The sequence below is a fragment of the Enterobacter sp. HK169 genome, assembly GCF_001719105.1.
Lineage (GTDB): Bacteria > Pseudomonadota > Gammaproteobacteria > Enterobacterales > Enterobacteriaceae > Enterobacter > Enterobacter asburiae_B.
In genome coordinates, this window is record NZ_CP017087.1 from 3,616,662 (window position 1) to 3,636,755 (window position 20,094).

Genomic DNA, 20,094 nt, shown 5'->3' on the forward strand with positions numbered 1-20,094 from the left:
AATCATGTTTAAACAGCTGCAGGATATGGCGCTGTTCGCGCTGGTGGCGGAGATGGGCAGCTTTACCGCTGCCGCGCAGAAAGCCGAACTGCCGAAATCCAGCGTTAGCCAGCGAATTAGCCAGCTGGAGCAGCAGGTGGGGATCCGCCTTCTGAACCGCACCACGCGCAGGATCAGCCTCACGTTTGCGGGCGAGCACTATCTGGTGCACTGTCGCGAGATGCTGGCGGCCAGCGAGCGGGCCGAGTACGCCATTCAGCGGCTGCGCGAAAACCCGAGCGGGCGGCTGCGGATCACCTGTCCGGCGGGAATTGGGGCGACGCTGCTGGCGCACATGAATGCCGAGTTTCAGCTTCGCTATCCTGACGTGTCGCTGGATGTGTCGATCTCTGATGACGTGGTGGATCTGGTCGAGGCCGGTTTTGACGTAGCGCTGCGTACCGGCAAGCCGCAGGACTCCTCCCTGATTGGCCGGATGATCGGGCACTGCCCGCGCTACATGCTGGCCTCGCCGGACTATCTGGCGCGTCGGGAGCCGCTGACGCATCCCCGTCAGCTGGTGGAGCACCGCTGCATTACGCACCGGGCGTGGTCGGAGTGGCTTCTGCGAAGCGAGAGCGAGGATTACCGCTACCTGCCGGATAACGCGCACATGACCGATAATCTGGTCTACGCCCGCGAGTGTGCGATTGCCGGTGCGGGGATCACTCTGCTTCCCGCCTTCCTGGTAGAAGATAAAATTGAAAAAGGGGCGCTGGTTCAGGTGCTGCCGGAGTGGAATGTTGAAGGTAACGATCTGTGGCTGGCCTACCCAAGCCGCAAGCTGAATTCGCCTGCGCTGATGAGCTATATCGACTTTGCGATGCAGTTTGACGAGGTGAAGCGGTATTACGTGGGTGGGTGATTTTGTGCGGCCTGATGCCCTCACCCTGGCCCTCTCCCACGGGGAGAGGGTACAAACATAAAAAACGGCAACCGAGGTTGCCGTTTTGCTTTTATTTCGAAATACGCTTGTACTTAATACGCTTCGGCTCCAGCGCGTCGGCGCCCAGCGTGCGTTTCTTGTACTCTTCGTATTCGGTGAAGTTACCTTCGAAGAACTCCACCTTACCTTCGTCCTGATAGTCCAGGATGTGGGTCGCGATACGGTCCAGGAACCAGCGGTCGTGCGAGATAACCATCGCGCAGCCCGGGAACTCCAGCAGGGCGTTTTCCAGCGCGCGCAGGGTTTCGATATCCAGGTCGTTTGTTGGTTCATCGAGCAGCAGAACGTTACCGCCCACCTGCAGCAGCTTCGCCAGGTGCAGACGACCGCGCTCACCGCCGGACAGCTCGCCCACGCGTTTGCCCTGGTCGGTGCCTTTGAAGTTAAAGCGGCCAACATAGGCGCGGCTTGGCATCTCGGTGTTGCCGATACGCATGATATCCAGACCGCCGGACACTTCTTCCCACACGGTTTTGCTGTTATCCATTGCGTCACGGAACTGGTCAACGGAGGCCAGCTTCACGGTTTCACCCAGGGTGATAGAGCCGCTGTCAGGCTGTTCCTGACCGGACATCATGCGGAACAGGGTCGATTTACCCGCGCCGTTCGGACCGATGATCCCGACGATAGCGCCTTTCGGTACGGAGAAGGTCAGGTCGTCGATCAGCAGACGGTCGCCGTAGGATTTACGCAGGTTGGTCACTTCAACCACTTTATCCCCCAGACGTGCTCCAGGTGGAATAAACAGTTCGTTGGTTTCGTTACGTTTCTGGTATTCGGTGTTGTTCAGCTCTTCGAAGCGTGCCAGACGGGCTTTGCCCTTAGACTGACGGCCTTTCGCGCCCTGACGAACCCACTCCAGCTCTTTCTCGATAGACTTACGACGCGCCGCTTCCTGAGAAGCTTCCTGCGCCAGACGCTGATCTTTCTGCTCCAGCCAGGAAGAGTAGTTGCCTTCCCACGGAATACCTTCACCGCGGTCCAGCTCCAGGATCCAGCCGGCGACGTTGTCGAGGAAGTAACGGTCGTGGGTAATCGCCACAACGGTGCCTTCGAAGTCGTGCAGGAAGCGCTCCAGCCACGCCACGGATTCTGCATCCAGGTGGTTAGTCGGTTCGTCGAGCAGCAGCATGTCTGGTTTTTCCAGCAGCAGGCGGCACAGCGCCACGCGGCGGCGTTCACCCCCGGAGAGGTTCGCGATTTTCGCATCCCAGTCCGGCAGACGCAGGGCATCAGCCGCGCGCTCCAGCTGCACGTTCAGGTTGTGACCGTCGTGCGCCTGGATGATCTCTTCATACTTGCCCTGTTGCGCGGCCAGCTTGTCGAAGTCCGCATCCGGCTCGGCGTATTTGGCATACACTTCATCCAGACCTTTCAGCGCGTTAACCACTTCGGATACCGCTTCTTCAACGGATTCGCGAACGGTGTGTTCCGGGTTCAGCTGAGGTTCCTGCGGCAGGTAACCAATCTTGATGCCAGGCTGCGGACGGGCTTCACCTTCGATGTCTGTATCAATGCCGGCCATGATGCGCAGCAGGGTGGACTTACCGGCACCGTTGAGACCCAGAACACCGATTTTTGCGCCCGGGAAGAAGCTCAGCGAGATATTTTTAAGAATATGACGTTTCGGCGGGACAACTTTGCCGACACGATGCATGGTATAAACGAATTGAGCCACGTTGGACTTCGCCTCTTTTATCGTAATGAGAAGGAATTTCAGCCTCGAAGTGTAGCCTTTTTCACGTCCTAATCCCAGCCAGGAACGTCGGGAGTGTTAAAACGCGCAAGAAAGGTAAAAAAGTGTCCATGACGTGGCGCGTTGAAGGATGCCTGGTTAGCATAAGTTAATTAGACTTTGACGTGGCAAGACGCTGCAATTGACGAAAAAACAATGAGGAAGAGCTTGTGGAAAAAGCCAAACGGGTGGTCTGGCGTCTGCTGGCTGCCAGCGTATGCGTAATGGCGGTAAGCCAGGCGGTGCATGCCGATTCACTGGATGAACAACGTAACCGCTACGCCCAGATTAAACAGGCGTGGGACAACAAGCAGATGGATACCGTGCAGGCGCTGATGCCGACGCTAAAGGATTATCCGCTGTATCCGTATCTGGAGTATCGCCAGATAACCGACGATCTGATGAACCAGCCTACCGTCACCGTGAATAACTTCATTCAGGCGAACCCAACCCTGCCGCCAGCCCGAAATCTCCAGTCTCGTTTTGTGAATGAGCTGGCGCGTCGCGAAGACTGGCGCGGACTGCTGGCGTTTAGCCCGGAAAAGCCGAACGCCACCGAAGCCCAGTGTAACTATTACTACGCAAAATGGGCGACCGGCCAGCAGGAAGAGGCCTGGGCCGGAGCGAAAGAGCTCTGGCTGACCGGAAAAAACCAGCCGAACGCCTGTGATTCTCTGTTTAGCGCGTGGCGTGCTTCCGGCAAGCAGGATCCGCTCTCCTACCTTGAACGCATCCGTCTGGCGATGAAAGCCGGTAACACGCGTCTGGTGACCACGCTGGCGGGGCAGATGCCGTCCGATTACCAGACGATCTCCACGGCGGTTATCTCGCTGGCTAACGATCCAAACAGCGTCCTGACCTTTGCCCGCAGTACGGGCGCGACCGATTTTACCCGCCAGATGGCGGCGGTGGCCTTTGCCAGCGTGGCGCGTGACGATGTGGAAAACGCGCGGCTGATGATCCCGCAGCTGGTGCAGGCGCAGCAGCTCAATGAGGAGCAAACCCAGGAGCTGCGCGACATCGTGGCGTGGCGACTGATGGGCACCGATGTGACCGATGAACAGGCGCGCTGGCGTGACGATGCGATTATGCGTTCGAATTCTACGTCGCTGGTGGAACGCCGCGTGCGCATGGCGCTGGGCACGGGCGATCGTCGTGGGCTGAATACCTGGCTCGCGCGGTTGCCCATGGAGGCCAAAGAGAAAGACGAATGGCGATACTGGCAGGCCGATCTGCTGATGGAGCGCGGCCGTGATGATGAGGCCAAAGAGATCCTCCATTCGCTGATGCAGCAGCGCGGGTTTTACCCAATGGCTGCCGCGCAGCGTCTGGGCGAAGAATACACTTTCCGTATAGATAAAGCGCCCGCTAACGCGAACCCGGCACTGACGCAGGGGCCAGAAATGGCGCGCGTTCGCGAGCTGATGTACTGGAATATGGATAACACCGCGCGCAGCGAGTGGGCGAATCTGGTGACCAGCCGCACCACCGATGAGAAAGCCCAGCTTGCCCGCTATGCGTTTGATAATCACTGGTGGGATCTCAGCGTGCAGGCGACGATCGCCGGCAAGCTTTGGGATCATCTGGAAGAGCGTTTCCCGCTGGCGTACAAAGATCTGTTCGATCGCTACACCAGCGGCAAAGATATCCCGCAAAGCTACGCGATGGCGATTGCCCGTCAGGAGAGCGCGTGGAACCCGAAAGTCCGTTCCCCGGTGGGCGCCAGCGGCCTGATGCAGATTATGCCGGGCACGGCGACGCACACGGTGAAGATGTTTAATATTCCGGGCTACAGCAGTCCGTCGCAGCTTCTGGATCCGGATACCAACATCAACATCGGTACCAGCTATCTCCAGTACGTGTATCAGCAGTTCGGCAATAACCGCATCTTCTCTTCTGCGGCGTATAACGCGGGTCCTGGGCGCGTGCGCACCTGGCTCGGCAACAGCGCCGGACGCATCGACGCGTTAGCGTTTGTGGAGAGCATCCCGTTCTCGGAAACGCGCGGCTACGTGAAGAACGTGCTGGCCTATGACGCTTACTATCGCTACTTCATGGGGCAGAAAGATACCCTGATGAGCGATGCCGAGTGGCAGAGACGTTACTGATCGGCGTGGGTTGTGTTATGCTGTACTCGCTAAAGAGTACAAGAGGCAGCATAACATGACCCAGCATTCCCCGTATTCCTCGGCAATGGCCGAACAACGTCATCTGGAGTGGCTTCGTTTTGTGGAGCTGCTGCGTCAGTCTTACGAACAGGATCTGCATTTACCCCTTATGCAGCTGATGCTCACGCCGGACGAGCGTGAGGCGCTGGGCACACGCGTGCGGATCATTGAAGAGCTGCTGCGCGGAGAGATGAGCCAGCGCGAGCTGAAAAATGAGCTCGGCGCGGGTATTGCAACGATCACCCGCGGCTCGAACAGCCTGAAGTCGGCCCCGGTTGAGCTGCGCCAGTGGCTGGAAGCGGTATTGCTGAAAAACGCCGGATGACGGCTTTGCCTTATCCGGCCAAAAAACTTACCGATAAATCGCGTTATGGAACGGGCTTAAGGCCAGAATCACGGCCTGATGATAAACGCCTGAACGCGTCAGCGCGCCTGCGGTAAAGACGCCAATCGCCCCTTCTTTACGGCCAATCTCATCGATGCCGGTGTACTGCGACATCACCGGCCCGAGCGCTTCACCCGCACGGACTTTTTCCAGAATGATCTCCGGCAGCGGCAGGGTGGCCGAACGTGCTTCACCGCGCTGCTCGCGGCTTTCGATGACCACCCAGCTAAAGGTTGCGCCTTCGTCGATACCTGCTTCAATCGCTACCCAAAAGTCAGCATTCGGTGCCGCGGCCTTAGCGTTTGCCACGCGATTTCGTGCGCCAGCGCGCGTTTCCTCGCTGCCAAACGGCTGTTCAGGTACGCCACTCTCGACGCCGATGGCCTCAATATGGCAGGATCCTGCGCCGAAGATCTCGTCAAATGCCCTTAGAATTGCCTGAATTTTGGCAGGATTAGTGGTAGCAGAGACAACATGGTGCATAATTAAGCTCGATTCAAAAAAAACTCATCGCAGTATAACGGAAAAAAAGCATGTTACAGGTATACCTTGTTCGCCACGGTGAAACGCAGTGGAACGCCGAGCGACGTATTCAAGGCCAGTCAGACAGTCCTCTCACTGAGAAGGGTGTGCAGCAAGCGTGGCAGGTGGCGGAACGCGCCAGAACGCTGGGCATTACCCACGTGATCACCAGCGATTTAGGTCGCACACAGCAGACGGCGCGCATCATCGCAGATGCCTGCGGCTGTGACGTCATGCTGGAGCCGCGCCTGCGCGAGCTGGATATGGGCGTGCTGGAGAAACGCCATATCGATACGCTGACGGAAGCGGAGGAGGGCTGGCGCCGCACGCTGGTGAACGGTACCGAAGATGGCCGTATTCCTGAAGGCGAGTCCATGCAGGAGCTTAGCGTACGCATGCATGCCGCCCTGGCGGAGTGCCTGAAGCTGCCGGTGGGAAGCCGTCCGCTGCTGGTGAGTCACGGGATTGCGTTGGGTTGCCTGGTGAGCACCATTCTGGGGTTACCGGCTTACGCTGAGCGCCGTTTGCGCCTGCGTAACTGCTCCATTTCCCGGATTGATTATCAGGAAAGCGCGTGGCTGGCGTCGGGCTGGGTAGTAGAGATGGCAGGGGACATTTCGCATCTTGATGCCCCTGCGCTTGACGAACTGCAGCGTTAACGACGTATCGGAATCAAGAATTCCATACGCAGATTGATTGGGCCTTCTTCCGGTTTGGCATCCTGCGCCGGGTAGTAGCGCTCAATGTCCTGACCTTTACGGCGATTCAGATTCAGCATCGGCATGCAGGTTCCGTAAACGGTCAGGATAAACTCCTGAACCCCCGTTCCCAGCCCTTCATAGGCGAACATCACGTATTCGCCGCCTTCCAGCACGACTGGCTTCGAACCCTGAATATACCCATTGGCCATCTCTGGCGTCAGCGCGGTGGTGTAGAACACCTCCTGCTCGTCGTCTTTTTCCTGGCTTGGGTGCGTTTCGTTGAGGCCATACAGGATTGGCGGGATCGTCGGTGCGTGGCTCAGGAAGTCGCGCCAGAACTGGACGCGCATCTGATGACGGAACTCTGAAATCTGCTCCAGGGAGCACGAGTAACTCTGTGTCGTGCCGATCAGATGGGTTTCAGGCAACGTGACAATTTCGTATTTTGGCATCGCGAACTCGCCCAGACGCAGCGGCGGACGCATGCCAAACGAGCTCCAGTCAGGCGAGCGACGATAAAGCGCTGGCGTCAACGAGAACTGTTTTTTGAAGGCGCGGGTGAAGGTCTGCTGTGAATCGAAACGATATTGCAGGGCAATATCCAGAATAGGCCGCGCGGTCAGGCGCAATGCCACAGCAGATTTTGATAAACGACGTGCGCGAATATAGGCCCCGATAGCATGACCGGTGACATCCTTGAACATCCTTTGCAGATGCCACTTGGAATAGCCTGCTTTAGCCGCCACATTATCCAGTGACAAAGGCTGGTCGAGATGACCTTCCAGCCAGGTGAGCAGGTCGCGAATAATTCCAGCCTGATCCATATACTATCCTCATCCTTAAAACAGCAGGTGCCTGATAACAGGTTAGCGGATAATAGCATTTTTTGATGTTTTAGCATTCAGTGTTTTTTTTGCGCATTCATGCTTTTTAGAGCACATTACAGGCAGATATATTCTAATCCTGTGATCTTGCTACATTTTTGTCTAAAGTGTTGAATAATCGCTCAGTGTAATTTTAAAGAATGGTAACAATATGAAATACAAGACTTTGATCTTCACCGCGTTGATGTTGATGGTTGGGCGTGTGGCGCAGGCAGAACAGATTGGCTCCGTCGATACCGTGTTCAAAATGTTCGGCCCGGACCACAAAATCGTGGTGGAGGCGTTTGACGATCCGGACGTGAAAAACGTCACCTGCTACGTCAGCCGCGCGAAAACGGGTGGTATCAAAGGCGGGCTGGGACTGGCGGAAGATACCTCCGATGCGGCGATTTCCTGTCAGCAGGTGGGGCCAGTTGAATTGAGTGATAAAATTAAAAACGGCAAAGCGCAGGGCGACGTGGTGTTCCAGAAACGGACCTCGCTGGTGTTCAAAAAGCTGCAGGTGGTGCGTTTCTATGATGCCAAACGCAACACCCTGGCTTACCTTGCCTACTCTGACAAAGTGGTGGAAGGCTCGCCGAAAAACGCGATCAGCGCGGTGCCGATTATGCCGTGGCATTAATTCAGGGATGAACTATGCAACAACCTGTGGTCTGGCTGGTTGAAGACGAAACCAGTATCGCCGATACGCTGATCTACATGCTTCAGCAGGAAGGATTCGCGGTAAAGGCGTTTGAACGCGGTTTACCCGTGCTGGAGGAGGCGCGGCGGCAGGTTCCGGCGCTCGCTATTCTGGACGTCGGGCTGCCGGACATCAGTGGATTTGAGCTTTGCCGCCAGCTTCTGGCGCAGCATCCCTCACTGCCCGTGCTGTTTCTGACGGCGCGCAGTGATGAGGTAGACAAGCTGCTTGGCCTGGAAATGGGGGCTGATGACTACGTTGCGAAACCTTTCTCCCCTCGTGAAGTCTGCGCCCGGGTGCGGACGATTTTACGGCGCATGCAGAAATCCGTCGCACCATCAGAAACGTTGCGTATCGGGCAGTTTGAACTGAACGAGCCTGCCGCGCGAATCAGCTGGTGCGGGGAAGCATTGCCCCTGACCCGCTACGAATTCTTGCTGCTCAAAACCTTGTTGCAGGCCCCCGGGCGGGTCTTTTCTCGTCAGCAGCTCATGGACAAGGTGTGGGGTGAAGACGGCGACAGCTTCGATCGTACCGTGGACACCCACATCAAAACCCTGCGCGCCAAGCTGCGGGCTGTGAACGAGGAACTCTCACCCATCAGCACCCATCGCGGTATGGGCTACAGTCTGGGCCTTTACTGATGCGCATTGGGATGCGGCTATTGCTGGGGTACTTCCTGATCGTGGCCATCGCCGCGTGGTTTGTGCTGTCGATCTTTGTTCAGGAAGTAAAGCCCGGCGTGCGCAGGGCAACCGAGGGCACGTTAATCGATACCGCGACCCTGCTGGCTGAAATTGGGCGTAATGATTTGCTTTCGGGCCATGCGCAGCAGGGTAAACTGGCGCAGGCCTTTTCTCAGCTTCATCAGCGCCCCTTCCGCGCCAATATCGGCGGGATTCATAAAGTGCGTAACGAGTACCACGTCTACATGACCGATGCGCAGGGCCGCGTCGTGTTTGATTCCGCCGGTCTGGCCATGGGTCAAGATTACTCGCGCTGGAACGATGTCTGGCTGACGCTTCGCGGCGAATACGGCGCGCGCAGTACGCAAAGCCATCCCGACGATCCGGAAAGCACGGTGATGTATGTTGCCGCGCCGGTTGTGGAGCAGGGCAAGATTATCGGCGTGCTGTCGGTCGGGAAACCTAACAGCGCGATGGCACCGGTTATCCATCGCAGCGAGCGGCGGATCCTGTGGGCAGGCGGGGCGCTGCTCGGCATTGCCCTCCTGATTGGCCTCGTTGTGGCGTGGTGGATCAATCGATCTATCGCGACGTTATCGCGCTATGCCGACTCGGTGACCACGGATACGCCTCTCCCGCTGCCTAATCCTGGCAGTAGCGAACTGCACAAGCTGGCATTGGCGCTGGAGAGTATGCGCATTCGCCTGGAAGGGAAAAACTACATTGAACACTATGTCCATGCGCTGACCCACGAGCTGAAAAGCCCCATCGCCGCCATACGCGGCGCGGCGGAAATTCTCGCCGAGCAGCCGCCGCCGCAGGTGGCCGCGCGGTTTATCGATAATATTCTGGTGCAAAACGCGCGTATGCAGTCGCTGGTTGAAAAACTGCTCACTCAGTCGCGTCTTGAAAATCGGGTCGAAATTACGCCTCAGATCGTCCGTGTCGACCTGCTGTTTACGCGTCTTGCCGACGCGCGCTCGGCGCTGTTGGCAGCAAAAGAGATTGTACTGACCCTTCAGCCCGCTTCGATTCATGTTGAAGGCGATCCCGACCTTCTCGAACAGGCACTCGGTAATTTACTGGATAACGCTATCGGTTTTACGCCGCAGGGCGGCGCCATTGAACTGGCGGCCCGGGAAGAGCAGGGGCAGATACAGCTGATCGTCACCGACAGCGGAAGCGGGATCCCGGATTACGCGCTGGATCGTATTTTTGAACGCTTTTATTCTCTGCCGCGCGAGAACGGATTGAAGAGCAGCGGACTCGGGCTGGCGTTTGTTCAGGAGGTGGCGCGTCTGCATCAGGGAGAGATTATATTGCGTAATCGTGATGAAGGTGGCGTGATGGCCACGCTGATACTTCACCGTCCCTTCACATAACTTCAAACTGACCCCACACGGCCTGGTTACGCTCTCCTCATCATAAAGGAGACGTAATGATGAAATCCCCACTGTTCTGGAAAATTAGCACCCTGCTGGGGTGCATCCTGCTGCTGTTAGTCCCGCTTTTTATGGTCAGTAACCTGATATCAGAGCGGGAGAGCTACCGCAATGATGTCGAAAATACGCTTCGCCAGAGTACCAGCGGACCGCAAAAACTGGTCGGCCCGATGATTGCGATTCCGATGACGGAGATCTTCTACAAGATAGAGGACGAGAAGAAGGTCGAATACAAGAAAAGCTACATGCATTTCATTCTGCCGGAATCTCTGGTTGTTGAAGGGAACCAGCGCGTTGAGTCGAGAAATATTGGTATCTATGACGGGCAGATCTGGAACACGGACCTGAAGATAAAAGCGCAGTTTAATACCGAAGAGCTGAAGCAGTTGAAAGGGGAAACGATCGCGACAGGGCAGCCGTTTATCGTGACGGGCGTTGGCGACGCGCGGGGTATTGGCACGGTCAGTATCTCTAAAATCAATGGTGAGACCCTAAGCGTGGAACCCGGTTCAGGCGTCTACGGTGCGCTTGCTGGGATCCATATCCTGCTGACCGACAAAGCGCTGGAAGCCAAAACGTTTGCGCTTGATATGTCCCTCAGCCTGGCGGGAACCGGCAGTTTTGCGGTGGTGCCGGTAGGGCGTAATAGCGAAATGACGCTCAACAGCAACTGGCCGCATCCGGGTTTTATGGGCGATTATCTCCCTGTTAAGCATCAAATAGGCGAGTCTGGTTTCCAGGCGAACTGGCAGAGCAGCTGGTTTGCAAATAACCTTGAGAGCTGGTTCTACGGCAAGGAATCGCCGGAGTGGGAGGCGCTCCCGGCCTTTAGCGTGACGGTAGCGACGCCGGCTGACCAATATCAATTGACCGACCGGGCAATTAAATACGCTATTTTGCTTATTGCGCTGACGTTTATGGCTTTCTTTGTCTTCGAAACCTTAACCGGATTACGCCTTCATCCGATGCAGTATCTGCTGGTGGGGTTGTCGCTGGTCCTGTTCTATCTGGTGCTGCTGGCGCTGTCTGAACACGTCGGGTTTACGCCAGCCTGGATTGTTGCAAGCCTGGTTGGCGCAGCGATGAACGGAATGTACCTGCAGGCCGTGCTGAAAAGCTGGAAACGCAGCGGGCTGTTTGTGCTGGCACTACTCGGACTGGATGTCGTGATGTGGTTCCTGCTGCGCTCGGAGGAAAGCGCATTGTTACTGGGCTCTGCTGTTCTTGCCCTGGCGCTGTTCGCGGTGATGTACCTGACCCGGCATTTCGACTGGTACTCGCTCTCTCAGCCGAAGCGACCAGAGCCACCCGCAGCACCTGATAACGATACTATGCGGATTTGGAAATAAAAAAAACGGCGCAAATGCGCCGTTTTTTAATGCGTTAACTGCGGGATTACTCCTGCAGATCGCCGCAGAAACGATACCCTTCGCCGTGGATCGTGGCGATGATTTCCGGCGTATCTGGCGTAGATTCGAAATGCTTACGAATACGACGAATGGTCACGTCTACGGTACGGTCGTGCGGTTTCAGCTCACGGCCGGTCATTTTCTTCAGCAGCTCTGCACGGGACTGAATTTTGCCCGGGTTTTCGCAGAAGTGCAGCATCGCGCGGAATTCACTGCGCGGCAGTTTATACTGCTCACCGTTCGGGCTAATCAGCGAACGGCTATTGATATCAAGTTCCCAGCCGTTGAATTTGTAGCTGTCTACGCTACGACGCTCTTCGCTGACCGTACCCAGGTTCATGGTGCGGGACAGCAGGTTGCGTGCACGAATGGTTAACTCGCGAGGATTGAATGGCTTGGTGATGTAGTCATCCGCACCGATTTCCAGGCCAAGAATTTTATCAACTTCGTTATCACGGCCCGTCAGGAACATTAACGCGACGTTCGCCTGCTCGCGCAGTTCGCGCGCCAGAAGAAGACCGTTTTTGCCCGGCAGGTTAATATCCATGATCACCAGGTTGATATCATTTTCAGAAAGGATCTGATGCATCTCTGCGCCATCGGTCGCTTCAAAGACATCGTAGCCTTCTGCTTCGAAAATGCTCTTTAACGTGTTGCGTGTTACCAACTCGTCTTCAACGATAAGAATGTGCGGGGTCTGCATGTTTGCTACCTAAATTGCCAACTAAATCGAAACAGGAAGTACAAAAGTCCCTGACCTGCCTGATGCATGTCGCAAATTAACATGATCGGCTTAACGTGACTAAAGTACGTAATTGCGTTCTTGATGCACTTTCCATCAACGTCAACAACATCATTAGCTTGGTCTTGGGTACTTTCCCTTTGGACCCGACAGTGTCAAAAACGGCTGTCATCCTAACCATTTTAACAGCAACATAACAGGCTAAGTGACACCAGACACCCAATAAAACTACGCTTCGTTGACATATATCAAGTTCAATTGTAGCACGTTAACAGTTTGATGAAATCATCGTAGCGGAATGCTAGCCTTTGTCACAATTTTTCAATAAACCAACTAGTTGCGGACATTGATTTATAAACGAAGCGAATCCAATCAGAATAGGGTATTCATGTCGCTATTATCATTATAAAACATAGGGATAATAGTGTTCTGTTAACATTCTAACTGATTGTTCAGACAAGGAATAGTTTAGCGTTTTTAATTTGTTATGAAACGCTATTTCGGTGATTTGTGTTGCATTTTTGTAAATTCGCGCCGCGTAATATGTTGAAGTGCATCACATTTTTGCCCGCTAACTGATTAAAAAGAGAGCATAAATGCATCTGTCGATTGTACTGGTTGCCCCAGCCAGAGCCGAAAATATAGGCGCTGCCGCGCGCGCCATGAAGACCATGGGTTTTACCGATTTACGTATCGTGGACAGCACTGCCCACCTGGAGCCTGCGGCACGTTGGGTAGCGCACGGATCGGGAGATATCCTCGATAATATAACCACTTACGCGACGCTTGCTGATGCGCTGCACGACATTTCGTTTACCGTTGCGACCACCGCGCGCAGCCGGGCGAAGTTCCATTACTATGCCACGCCAGCGGAGCTGGTGCCGATGCTGAGCGAGAAAAGCCAGTGGCTGGATAAAGCCGCGCTGGTGTTTGGTCGTGAAGATTCCGGATTGACCAACGAAGAGCTGGAGCTGGCGGACGTTCTTACCGGTGCGCCGATGGTCGCCGATTATCCCTCCCTGAATTTAGGCCAGGCGGTCATGGTCTATTGCTATCAATTAGCCTCCCTAATACAAATCCCCCAGCCTCCGGCAGAAGGGGCAAATGAAAATCAGCTGGCTGCCCTGCGCGCTCGCGTTGAGCAACTGTTGTCTCAGCTGGGTGTGGCGGACGATCAAAAAATGGCTGACTGGCTGCAGCAGCGTTTGGGGCGTCTTGAGCAGCGGGACACCGCAATGCTGCACCGTTTGCTGCACGATATTGAAAAAAAATTGGCGGAGTAAAATCCTGCCATAAGTTTTTACTATGGCGAATAAGTCTGTCCAGAAGGGTTGCTATTGGGCGAATCGGATGAAAATAAATCTGCAAACAGCGGGACGTGAGAGTCTCCCGAATTGTGATCAAATTAAAAATTCGTTGACTTAAGGTGCCCGATCCTTTAACCCTAAAAGAATACAGGACAGACAGATAATAATGACAGAGTACACAACATCCATGAAACGCATCAGCATCACCACCATTACTACAACCATCATCATTACCACAGGTAACGATGCGGGCTGACGCGTACAGGAAAAACAAAAAAAAGCCCGCACCTGAACAGTGCGGGCTTTTTTTTCGGCTAAAGGAAACGAGGTAGAACCATGCGAGTGTTGAAGTTCGGCGGTACATCAGTGGCAAATGCAGAACGTTTTCTGCGTGTTGCCGATATCCTGGAAAGTAACGCCAGGCAGGGGCAGGTTGCTACCGTGCTCTCTGCCCCGGCAAAAATCACGAACCATCTGGTGGCGATGATTGAAAAAACCATCGGTGGCCAGGATGCACTCCCGAACATCAGCGACGCAGAGCGTATCTTCGCTGACTTGCTGCAAGGGCTGGCAGAGGCGCTGCCAGGCTTCCCACACGCTCAGCTGAAGTCCTTCGTTGAGCAGGAATTCGCGCAAATCAAACATGTCCTGCACGGCATCAGCCTTCTCGGCCAGTGCCCGGACAGCGTCAACGCGGCGCTGATCTGCCGGGGCGAAAAACTCTCTATCGCCATCATGGCCGGCGTGCTGGAAGCGCGCGGACATAGCGTGACCGTGATCGACCCGGTTGAAAAACTGCTGGCGGTGGGCCACTACCTCGAATCCACCGTTGATATTGCCGAATCAACCCGCCGTATCGCCGCAAGCAAAATTCCTTCTGACCATATGATCCTGATGGCAGGCTTCACCGCCGGTAACGAGAAGGGCGAGCTGGTGGTGCTGGGCCGTAACGGCTCCGACTACTCCGCCGCCGTGCTGGCCGCCTGTTTACGCGCGGACTGTTGTGAGATCTGGACTGACGTCGACGGCGTTTATACCTGCGACCCGCGCCAGGTACCGGACGCCAGGCTGCTGAAGTCGATGTCGTACCAGGAAGCGATGGAGCTTTCCTACTTCGGCGCCAAAGTGCTTCACCCTCGTACCATCTCCCCGATTGCCCAGTTCCAGATCCCTTGCCTGATTAAAAACACCGGTAACCCGCAGGCGCCGGGTACGCTGATTGGCGCGAGTACCGATGAAGACGGTCTGCCGGTCAAAGGCATCTCCAACCTGAACAACATGGCGATGTTCAGCGTCTCCGGCCCGGGGATGAAGGGGATGGTCGGCATGGCGGCGCGCGTGTTTGCGGCTATGTCCCGCAACGGTATCTCGGTGGTGCTGATTACCCAGTCTTCTTCCGAATACAGCATCAGCTTCTGCGTGCCGCAGGCTGACTGCCTGCGCGCCCGTCGCGCGCTGGAGGAGGAGTTCTATCTGGAACTCAAAGAAGAGCTGCTGGAGCCGCTCGCCATTCAGGAGCGTCTGGCGATTATCTCTGTGGTTGGCGACGGCATGCGTACGTTGCGTGGTATTTCCGCCAAGTTCTTTGCCGCGCTGGCGCGCGCCAATATCAATATCGTGGCGATTGCCCAGGGCTCGTCAGAGCGTTCAATTTCTGTTGTCGTGGACAACGATGACGCGACCACCGGCGTACGCGTGGTTCACCAGATGCTGTTCAACACCGATCAGGTCATCGAGCTGTTCCTGATTGGCGTCGGCGGCGTGGGCGGCGCGCTGCTGGAGCAGGTGAAGCGTCAGCAGGAGTGGCTGAAGAAGAAACATATCGATCTGCGCGTCTGCGGGATCGCCAACTCCAGAGCGCTACTCACCAACGTTCACGGTCTGAACCTGGAAAACTGGCAGGCCGAGATGAACGAGGCGAAAGAGCCGTTCAACCTGGGCCGCCTGATCCGTCTGGTGAAAGAGTACCACCTGCTTAACCCGGTGATTGTCGACTGTACCTCTAACCAGGCGGTGGCCGACCAGTACGCCGACTTCCTGCGCGAAGGGTTCCACGTGGTGACGCCGAACAAAAAGGCCAACACCTCGTCGATGGATTACTATCACCAGCTGCGTCTGGCGGCGAGCAAGTCGCGCCGCAAGTTCCTGTACGACACCAACGTGGGCGCGGGCCTGCCGGTTATCGAGAACCTGCAGAACCTGCTGAACGCGGGCGACGAACTGCAGCGTTTCTCCGGCATTCTCTCCGGCTCGCTGTCGTTTATCTTCGGCAAGCTGGATGAGGGGATGAGTCTCTCGGAAGCGACCCGCGCCGCGCGCGAGCTGGGCTATACCGAGCCGGATCCGCGCGACGATCTCTCTGGTATGGACGTGGCGCGTAAGCTGCTGATTCTGGCACGTGAAACGGGCCGTGAGCTTGAGCTTTCCGATATCGTGATTGAACCGGTCCTGCCGGCAGAATTTGACAGCAGCGGTGATGTCGCTGCATTCATGGCAAATTTGCCGCAGCTTGACGATGCTTTTGCCGCGCGCGTTGCGAAAGCCCGTGATGAAGGTAAGGTATTGCGCTATGTTGGCAACATTGAAGAAGATGGCGTGTGCCGGGTGAAGATTGCCGAAGTGGATGGCAACGATCCGCTGTACAAAGTTAAAAACGGCGAAAACGCCCTCGCGTTTTACAGCCACTATTATCAGCCATTGCCGCTGGTGCTTCGCGGCTATGGCGCAGGGAACGATGTTACGGCGGCGGGTGTGTTTGCCGATCTGCTGCGTACCCTGTCATGGAAGTTAGGAGTTTAACATGGTCAAAGTTTATGCCCCGGCTTCCAGCGCGAATATGAGCGTCGGATTTGACGTGCTGGGCGCGGCGGTGACGCCGGTGGATGGTTCACTGCTGGGCGATACGGTCACGGTGGAAGCGGCAGACAGCTTCAGCCTGAACAACGTCGGCCGCTTCGCCAGCAAACTGCCGCCTGAGCCGCGCGAAAATATCGTCTATCAGTGCTGGGAACGCTTCTGTCAGGAGATCGGCAAAAACGTGCCGGTTGCCATGACGCTGGAAAAAAGTATGCCGATTGGCTCGGGGCTGGGTTCCAGCGCTTGTTCGGTGGTCGCCGCGCTGGTGGCGATGAACGAGCACTGCGGCAAGCCGCTGAACAACAACCGCCTGCTGGGGTTGATGGGCGAGCTGGAAGGGCGCATCTCCGGCAGCATTCACTATGACAACGTGGCGCCGTGCTTCCTCGGCGGCATGCAGCTGATGATCGAAGAAAATGGCATCATCAGCCAGCAGGTGCCAGGGTTTGATGAGTGGCTGTGGGTGCTGGCCTATCCGGGCATTAAGGTCTCTACCGCGGAAGCGCGTGCGATCCTGCCCGCGCAGTATCGTCGCCAGGACTGTATCGCCCACGGGCGTCATCTGGCGGGCTTTATTCACGCCTGCTACACCCGTCAGCCGCAGCTGGCGGCGAAGCTGATGAAGGACGTCATTGCCGAGCCGTACCGCACGAAGCTGCTGCCCGGCTTTAACGAGGCGCGACAGGCATCGATGGATATCGGCGCGCAGGCGTGCGGCATCTCCGGCTCCGGCCCGACGCTGTTCGCCCTGTGCGACAAGCCTGACACCGCGCAGCGCGTGGCGGACTGGCTCTCTAAACACTACCTGCAAAATCAGGAAGGCTTTGTTCATATTTGCCGTCTGGACACGGCTGGCGCACGAGTACTGGGATAATTAATGAAACTCTATAACCTTAAAGATCATAACGAGCAGGTCAGCTTCGCGCAGGCGGTAACTCAGGGGCTGGGCAAAAATCAGGGGCTGTTCTTCCCGCATGACCTGCCGGAATTCCAGCTGACCGAGATTGACGAGCTGCTGAAGCAGGACTTCGTCACCCGCAGCACCAAAATTCTGTCTGCGTTTATCGGCGACGAAATTCCGCAGGAGCTTCTGGAAGAGCGCGTGCGTGCGGCGTTCGCTTTCCCGGCGCCGGTGAAGCAGGTTGAGCCTGACGTTGGCTGCCTGGAGCTGTTCCACGGCCCGACCCTGGCGTTTAAAGACTTCGGCGGCCGCTTTATGGCGCAGATGCTGACCCACATCAGCGGCGACAAACCGGTGACCATCCTGACCGCGACCTCCGGCGATACCGGTGCGGCGGTGGCGCATGCCTTCTACGGCCTGAAAAATGTCCGCGTAGTGATCCTCTATCCGAAAGGCAAAATCAGCCCGCTGCAGGAAAAACTGTTCTGTACGCTCGGCGGCAACATTGAAACCGTGGCGATCGACGGTGATTTCGATGCCTGCCAGGCGCTGGTCAAGCAGGCTTTCGACGACGAAGAGCTGAAGGTGGCTCTGGGTCTGAACTCTGCCAACTCCATCAACATCAGCCGTCTGCTGGCGCAGATCTGCTACTACTTCGAAGCGGTGGCGCAGCTGCCGCAGGAAGCGCGCAACCAGCTGGTGATCTCCGTGCCGAGCGGTAACTTCGGTGACCTGACGGCAGGTCTGCTGGCGAAATCCCTGGGTCTGCCGGTGAAACGCTTTATCGCGGCGACCAACGCCAACGACACCGTGCCGCGCTTCCTGAAAGACGGGAAGTGGGCGCCGAACGCCACGCAGGCGACGCTCTCCAACGCGATGGATGTGTCACAGCCGAACAACTGGCCGCGCGTGGAAGAGCTGTTCCGCCGTAAGATCTGGCGTCTGGGTGACCTGGGCTACGCCGCGGTGACGGATGAAACCACCAAAGAGACCATGCGCGAGATGAAAGCGGTGGGGTATATCTCTGAACCGCACGCGGCGATTGCCTACCGCGCGCTGCGCGACCAGCTTAACCCGGGTGAATATGGCCTGTTCCTGGGCACCGCGCATCCGGCGAAGTTCAAAGAGAGCGTGGAAGCGATCCTGGGCGAAACGCTGCCGCTGCCGAAAGAGCTGGCCGAGCGCGCCGACCTGCCGCTGCTGTCACATGAGCTGCCCGCGGATTTTGCCGCGCTGCGTAAGCTGATGATGACGCGCGCGTGATTGTGTTGCCCGGTGGCGGCTACGCCTTACCGGGCCTACAACGACCACGACGACCTGATCGTAGGCCGGGTAAGGCGAAGCCGCCACCCGGCTTTTTTGTGGAGAAATTAAGGAGAGAAAAAGCAGGAAAAAAGCAGAAATTCCCAATAAATGCGGTCACTTAGCGTTTAGGATTGCAGAGAATAACATCCCCCGTTCCCCTCGCGTACTCTCCTTACATCGGCCCACGTTGGGCAAGAAGAATAAGGAGTCACCTGTGTCTACACTGAAACCTGCACTCATCGCGCTTTCACTGGTGCTGGCCGCCCCCATGGCGGTTCAGGCATCTGAAATTACCCTCGTACCTGCAGTCAAACTGCAGATTGGCGACCGGGATAACAACGGGCATTACTGGGACGGCGGCCGCTGGCGCGACCACGACTGGTGGAAGGCGCATTATGACTGGCGTGATAACCACTGGCGCCCACATGATGAGCATCGTAAACACGACGATCGTCACGATGACCATCACCACGATGACCGCCGTGACGATCGCGGCCCGGACTGGAAACACCATTAATGCAAAACCCCGCCAGCTGGCGGGGTTTGTTTTTACTGCTCGTGGCGCTTAAACACCAGCTCGCCTTTCCCTGACGACGCCTCGTCAAAGAAATAGCCTTCGCTGTTAAATTTGGTTAACTGCTCCGGCTTCGTCAGGCGGTTCTGGATGATGTAGCGGCTCATCAGGCCGCGCGCTTTCTTAGCGTAGAAGCTGATCACTTTGAACTTACCGTTCTTCTCGTCGAGGAACACCGGTTTGATAATCTCCGCATCCAGCTTTTTCGGCTTCACCGACTTATAGTATTCGTCGGATGCCAGGTTAATCACCACGTTATCGCCCTGAGCGTGCAGCGCCGCGTTCAGCTTGTCGGTAATGATATCGCCCCAGAAATGATACAGGTCTTTGCCTTTGGCATTTTCCAGGCGAATCCCCATCTCCAGACGATACGGCTGCATCAGATCCAGCGGGCGCAGTACGCCGTACAGACCCGACAGCATGCGCAGATGCTGCTGGGCAAAATCGAAATCGGCTTCGCTAAAATCTTCCGCCTGCAGGCCGGTGTAGACATCACCTTTAAACGCCAGAATCGCCTGGCGAGCGTTAGCCGGGGTGAAATCCGGGTGCCACTCGTGAAAGCGGGTCGCGTTAAGATCGGCCAGCTTGTCGCTGATGCTCATCAGCGAGGCGATTTGCGGCGCAGAGAGCTTACGCGCTTCGCGGATCAGCTGCTGCGAGTAGTCCAGCAGTTCAGGCTGGGTATAGCGCTCGGTGGCGAGCGGGCTCTGGTAGTCGAGCGTTTTTGCAGGTGAGATCAGAATCAGCATATCCAGTCCTTGCAGGAAATTTAGAGCGACTTTAGCAAAAAATCGCCCTGAATTGATCGAT

At 56.3% G+C, this 20,094-nt stretch carries 20 protein-coding genes and 1 other annotated feature; of the genes, 15 read left to right on the forward strand and 5 right to left on the reverse strand.

The features are described 5' to 3' along the window. Positions 1–4: 4 nt before the first annotated feature. The gene (locus EnteroDNA1_RS17215; protein ID WP_039260881.1) at positions 5–904 is read left to right on the forward strand and encodes a LysR family transcriptional regulator; all 900 of its coding nucleotides are present in this window, start codon (positions 5–7) and stop codon (positions 902–904) included. A 91-nt stretch (positions 905–995) separates the two neighbouring features. Here the strand turns inward: EnteroDNA1_RS17215 and ettA are convergent, their stop codons facing one another. Continuing rightward, positions 996–2,663 (reverse strand): energy-dependent translational throttle protein EttA, encoded by a 1,668-nt coding sequence (gene ettA, locus EnteroDNA1_RS17220; RefSeq protein WP_047060206.1) that lies wholly within the window; start codon positions 2,661–2,663, stop codon positions 996–998. Between the two features lie 227 nt (positions 2,664–2,890). Between ettA and sltY the strand changes: the two genes are divergently transcribed. Next, a complete protein-coding gene (sltY, locus tag EnteroDNA1_RS17225) occupies positions 2,891–4,828 on the forward strand; it encodes a murein transglycosylase (RefSeq protein WP_033144584.1) in 1,938 nt (645 codons plus the stop codon). 55 nt (positions 4,829–4,883) lie between these two features. Beyond that, a complete protein-coding gene (gene trpR / locus EnteroDNA1_RS17230; protein ID WP_023310330.1) occupies positions 4,884–5,213 on the forward strand; it encodes a trp operon repressor in 330 nt (109 codons plus the stop codon). 27 nt (positions 5,214–5,240) lie between these two features. On the opposite strand, the gene yjjX is transcribed toward trpR, so the two are convergent. Further along, a complete protein-coding gene (yjjX, locus tag EnteroDNA1_RS17235) occupies positions 5,241–5,756 on the reverse strand; it encodes an inosine/xanthosine triphosphatase (protein ID WP_023334447.1) in 516 nt (171 codons plus the stop codon). A 50-nt stretch (positions 5,757–5,806) separates the two neighbouring features. Between yjjX and gpmB the strand changes: the two genes are divergently transcribed. Next, positions 5,807–6,454, forward strand: coding sequence for a 2,3-diphosphoglycerate-dependent phosphoglycerate mutase GpmB (gene gpmB / locus EnteroDNA1_RS17240; protein WP_047060202.1), 648 nt, complete (start codon positions 5,807–5,809; stop codon positions 6,452–6,454). Here gpmB and robA read toward each other — a convergent pair. After that, positions 6,451–7,320 (reverse strand): MDR efflux pump AcrAB transcriptional activator RobA, encoded by an 870-nt coding sequence (gene robA, locus EnteroDNA1_RS17245; protein WP_033144587.1) that lies wholly within the window; start codon positions 7,318–7,320, stop codon positions 6,451–6,453. The genes gpmB and robA overlap by 4 nt on opposite strands. A 211-nt stretch (positions 7,321–7,531) precedes the next feature. On the opposite strand from robA, the gene creA reads away from it, so the two are divergent. Genes creA through creD form a run of 4 tightly spaced genes read left to right on the forward strand, consistent with a single transcriptional unit; the run spans position 7,532 to position 11,539 of the window. After that, entirely contained in the window at positions 7,532–8,002 is a 471-nt protein-coding gene (creA, locus tag EnteroDNA1_RS17250; protein ID WP_023334448.1) for a protein CreA, read from the forward strand. Positions 8,003–8,016: 14 nt separating this feature from the next. Next, entirely contained in the window at positions 8,017–8,706 is a 690-nt protein-coding gene (gene creB / locus EnteroDNA1_RS17255; protein WP_069303645.1) for a two-component system response regulator CreB, read from the forward strand. Continuing rightward, positions 8,706–10,130, forward strand: coding sequence for a two-component system sensor histidine kinase CreC (creC, locus tag EnteroDNA1_RS17260; RefSeq protein ID WP_069303646.1), 1,425 nt, complete (start codon positions 8,706–8,708; stop codon positions 10,128–10,130). The genes creB and creC overlap by 1 nt, the downstream gene beginning before the upstream one ends. A 56-nt stretch (positions 10,131–10,186) precedes the next feature. Beyond that, positions 10,187–11,539, forward strand: coding sequence for a cell envelope integrity protein CreD (gene creD, locus EnteroDNA1_RS17265; protein WP_069303647.1), 1,353 nt, complete (start codon positions 10,187–10,189; stop codon positions 11,537–11,539). Positions 11,540–11,585: 46 nt separating this feature from the next. Here creD and arcA read toward each other — a convergent pair whose 3' ends face one another. Then, entirely contained in the window at positions 11,586–12,302 is a 717-nt protein-coding gene (arcA, locus tag EnteroDNA1_RS17270) for a two-component system response regulator ArcA (RefSeq protein WP_003856501.1), read from the reverse strand. 95 nt (positions 12,303–12,397) lie between these two features. Between arcA and yjjY the strand changes: the two genes are divergently transcribed. From yjjY to EnteroDNA1_RS17295, 7 genes are all read left to right on the forward strand, one after another. After that, the gene (yjjY, locus tag EnteroDNA1_RS22385) at positions 12,398–12,538 is read left to right on the forward strand and encodes a protein YjjY (RefSeq protein WP_085928893.1); all 141 of its coding nucleotides are present in this window, start codon (positions 12,398–12,400) and stop codon (positions 12,536–12,538) included. Positions 12,539–12,937: 399 nt separating this feature from the next. Further along, complete coding sequence (locus EnteroDNA1_RS17275) at positions 12,938–13,624, forward strand: tRNA/rRNA methyltransferase (RefSeq protein ID WP_029740855.1); 687 nt, start codon at positions 12,938–12,940, stop codon at positions 13,622–13,624. A gap of 211 nt (positions 13,625–13,835) precedes the next feature. Further along, complete coding sequence (thrL, locus tag EnteroDNA1_RS22050) at positions 13,836–13,904, forward strand: thr operon leader peptide (RefSeq protein WP_015572623.1); 69 nt, start codon at positions 13,836–13,838, stop codon at positions 13,902–13,904. After that, positions 13,843–13,960: a sequence feature (Thr leader region), on the forward strand. It overlaps the preceding gene by 62 nt. A gap of 24 nt (positions 13,961–13,984) precedes the next feature. Beyond that, positions 13,985–16,447 carry a bifunctional aspartate kinase/homoserine dehydrogenase I gene (gene thrA, locus EnteroDNA1_RS17280; protein ID WP_069303648.1) on the forward strand — a complete coding sequence of 821 codons (2,463 nt, stop codon included), beginning with the start codon at positions 13,985–13,987 and terminating at the stop codon, positions 16,445–16,447. Between the two features lies 1 nt (position 16,448). Next, entirely contained in the window at positions 16,449–17,378 is a 930-nt protein-coding gene (gene thrB / locus EnteroDNA1_RS17285) for a homoserine kinase (protein ID WP_064673210.1), read from the forward strand. Positions 17,379–17,381: 3 nt separating this feature from the next. Next, positions 17,382–18,668 (forward strand): threonine synthase, encoded by a 1,287-nt coding sequence (gene thrC, locus EnteroDNA1_RS17290; RefSeq protein ID WP_064673211.1) that lies wholly within the window; start codon positions 17,382–17,384, stop codon positions 18,666–18,668. Positions 18,669–18,924: 256 nt separating this feature from the next. Then, the gene (locus EnteroDNA1_RS17295; protein WP_048979033.1) at positions 18,925–19,227 is read left to right on the forward strand and encodes a DUF2502 domain-containing protein; all 303 of its coding nucleotides are present in this window, start codon (positions 18,925–18,927) and stop codon (positions 19,225–19,227) included. Positions 19,228–19,259: 32 nt separating this feature from the next. Here the strand turns inward: EnteroDNA1_RS17295 and yaaA are convergent, their stop codons facing one another. Continuing rightward, positions 19,260–20,033: a peroxide stress protein YaaA gene (gene yaaA / locus EnteroDNA1_RS17300; RefSeq protein ID WP_039260860.1), complete on the reverse strand. Its 774-nt coding sequence runs from the start codon at positions 20,031–20,033 to the stop codon at positions 19,260–19,262. Positions 20,034–20,094: the final 61 nt, after the last annotated feature.

Bases quoted from the DNA above. Each gene is read 5' to 3' on its own strand.
- EnteroDNA1_RS17215 (WP_039260881.1), top strand. From the start codon at position 5: ATGTTTAAACAGCTGCAGGATATGGCGCTGTTCGCGCTGGTGGCGGAG.
- trpR (WP_023310330.1), top strand. From the start codon at position 4,884: ATGACCCAGCATTCCCCGTATTCCTCGGCAATGGCCGAACAACGTCAT.
- yjjX (WP_023334447.1), bottom strand. From the start codon at position 5,756: ATGCACCATGTTGTCTCTGCTACCACTAATCCTGCCAAAATTCAGGCA.
- gpmB (WP_047060202.1), top strand. From the start codon at position 5,807: ATGTTACAGGTATACCTTGTTCGCCACGGTGAAACGCAGTGGAACGCC.
- robA (WP_033144587.1), bottom strand. From the start codon at position 7,320: ATGGATCAGGCTGGAATTATTCGCGACCTGCTCACCTGGCTGGAAGGT.
- creA (WP_023334448.1), top strand. From the start codon at position 7,532: ATGAAATACAAGACTTTGATCTTCACCGCGTTGATGTTGATGGTTGGG.
- creB (WP_069303645.1), top strand. From the start codon at position 8,017: ATGCAACAACCTGTGGTCTGGCTGGTTGAAGACGAAACCAGTATCGCC.
- creC (WP_069303646.1), top strand. From the start codon at position 8,706: ATGCGCATTGGGATGCGGCTATTGCTGGGGTACTTCCTGATCGTGGCC.
- creD (WP_069303647.1), top strand. From the start codon at position 10,187: ATGATGAAATCCCCACTGTTCTGGAAAATTAGCACCCTGCTGGGGTGC.
- arcA (WP_003856501.1), bottom strand. From the start codon at position 12,302: ATGCAGACCCCGCACATTCTTATCGTTGAAGACGAGTTGGTAACACGC.
- EnteroDNA1_RS17275 (WP_029740855.1), top strand. From the start codon at position 12,938: ATGCATCTGTCGATTGTACTGGTTGCCCCAGCCAGAGCCGAAAATATA.
- thrA (WP_069303648.1), top strand. From the start codon at position 13,985: ATGCGAGTGTTGAAGTTCGGCGGTACATCAGTGGCAAATGCAGAACGT.
- thrB (WP_064673210.1), top strand. From the start codon at position 16,449: ATGGTCAAAGTTTATGCCCCGGCTTCCAGCGCGAATATGAGCGTCGGA.
- thrC (WP_064673211.1), top strand. From the start codon at position 17,382: ATGAAACTCTATAACCTTAAAGATCATAACGAGCAGGTCAGCTTCGCG.
- yaaA (WP_039260860.1), bottom strand. From the start codon at position 20,033: ATGCTGATTCTGATCTCACCTGCAAAAACGCTCGACTACCAGAGCCCG.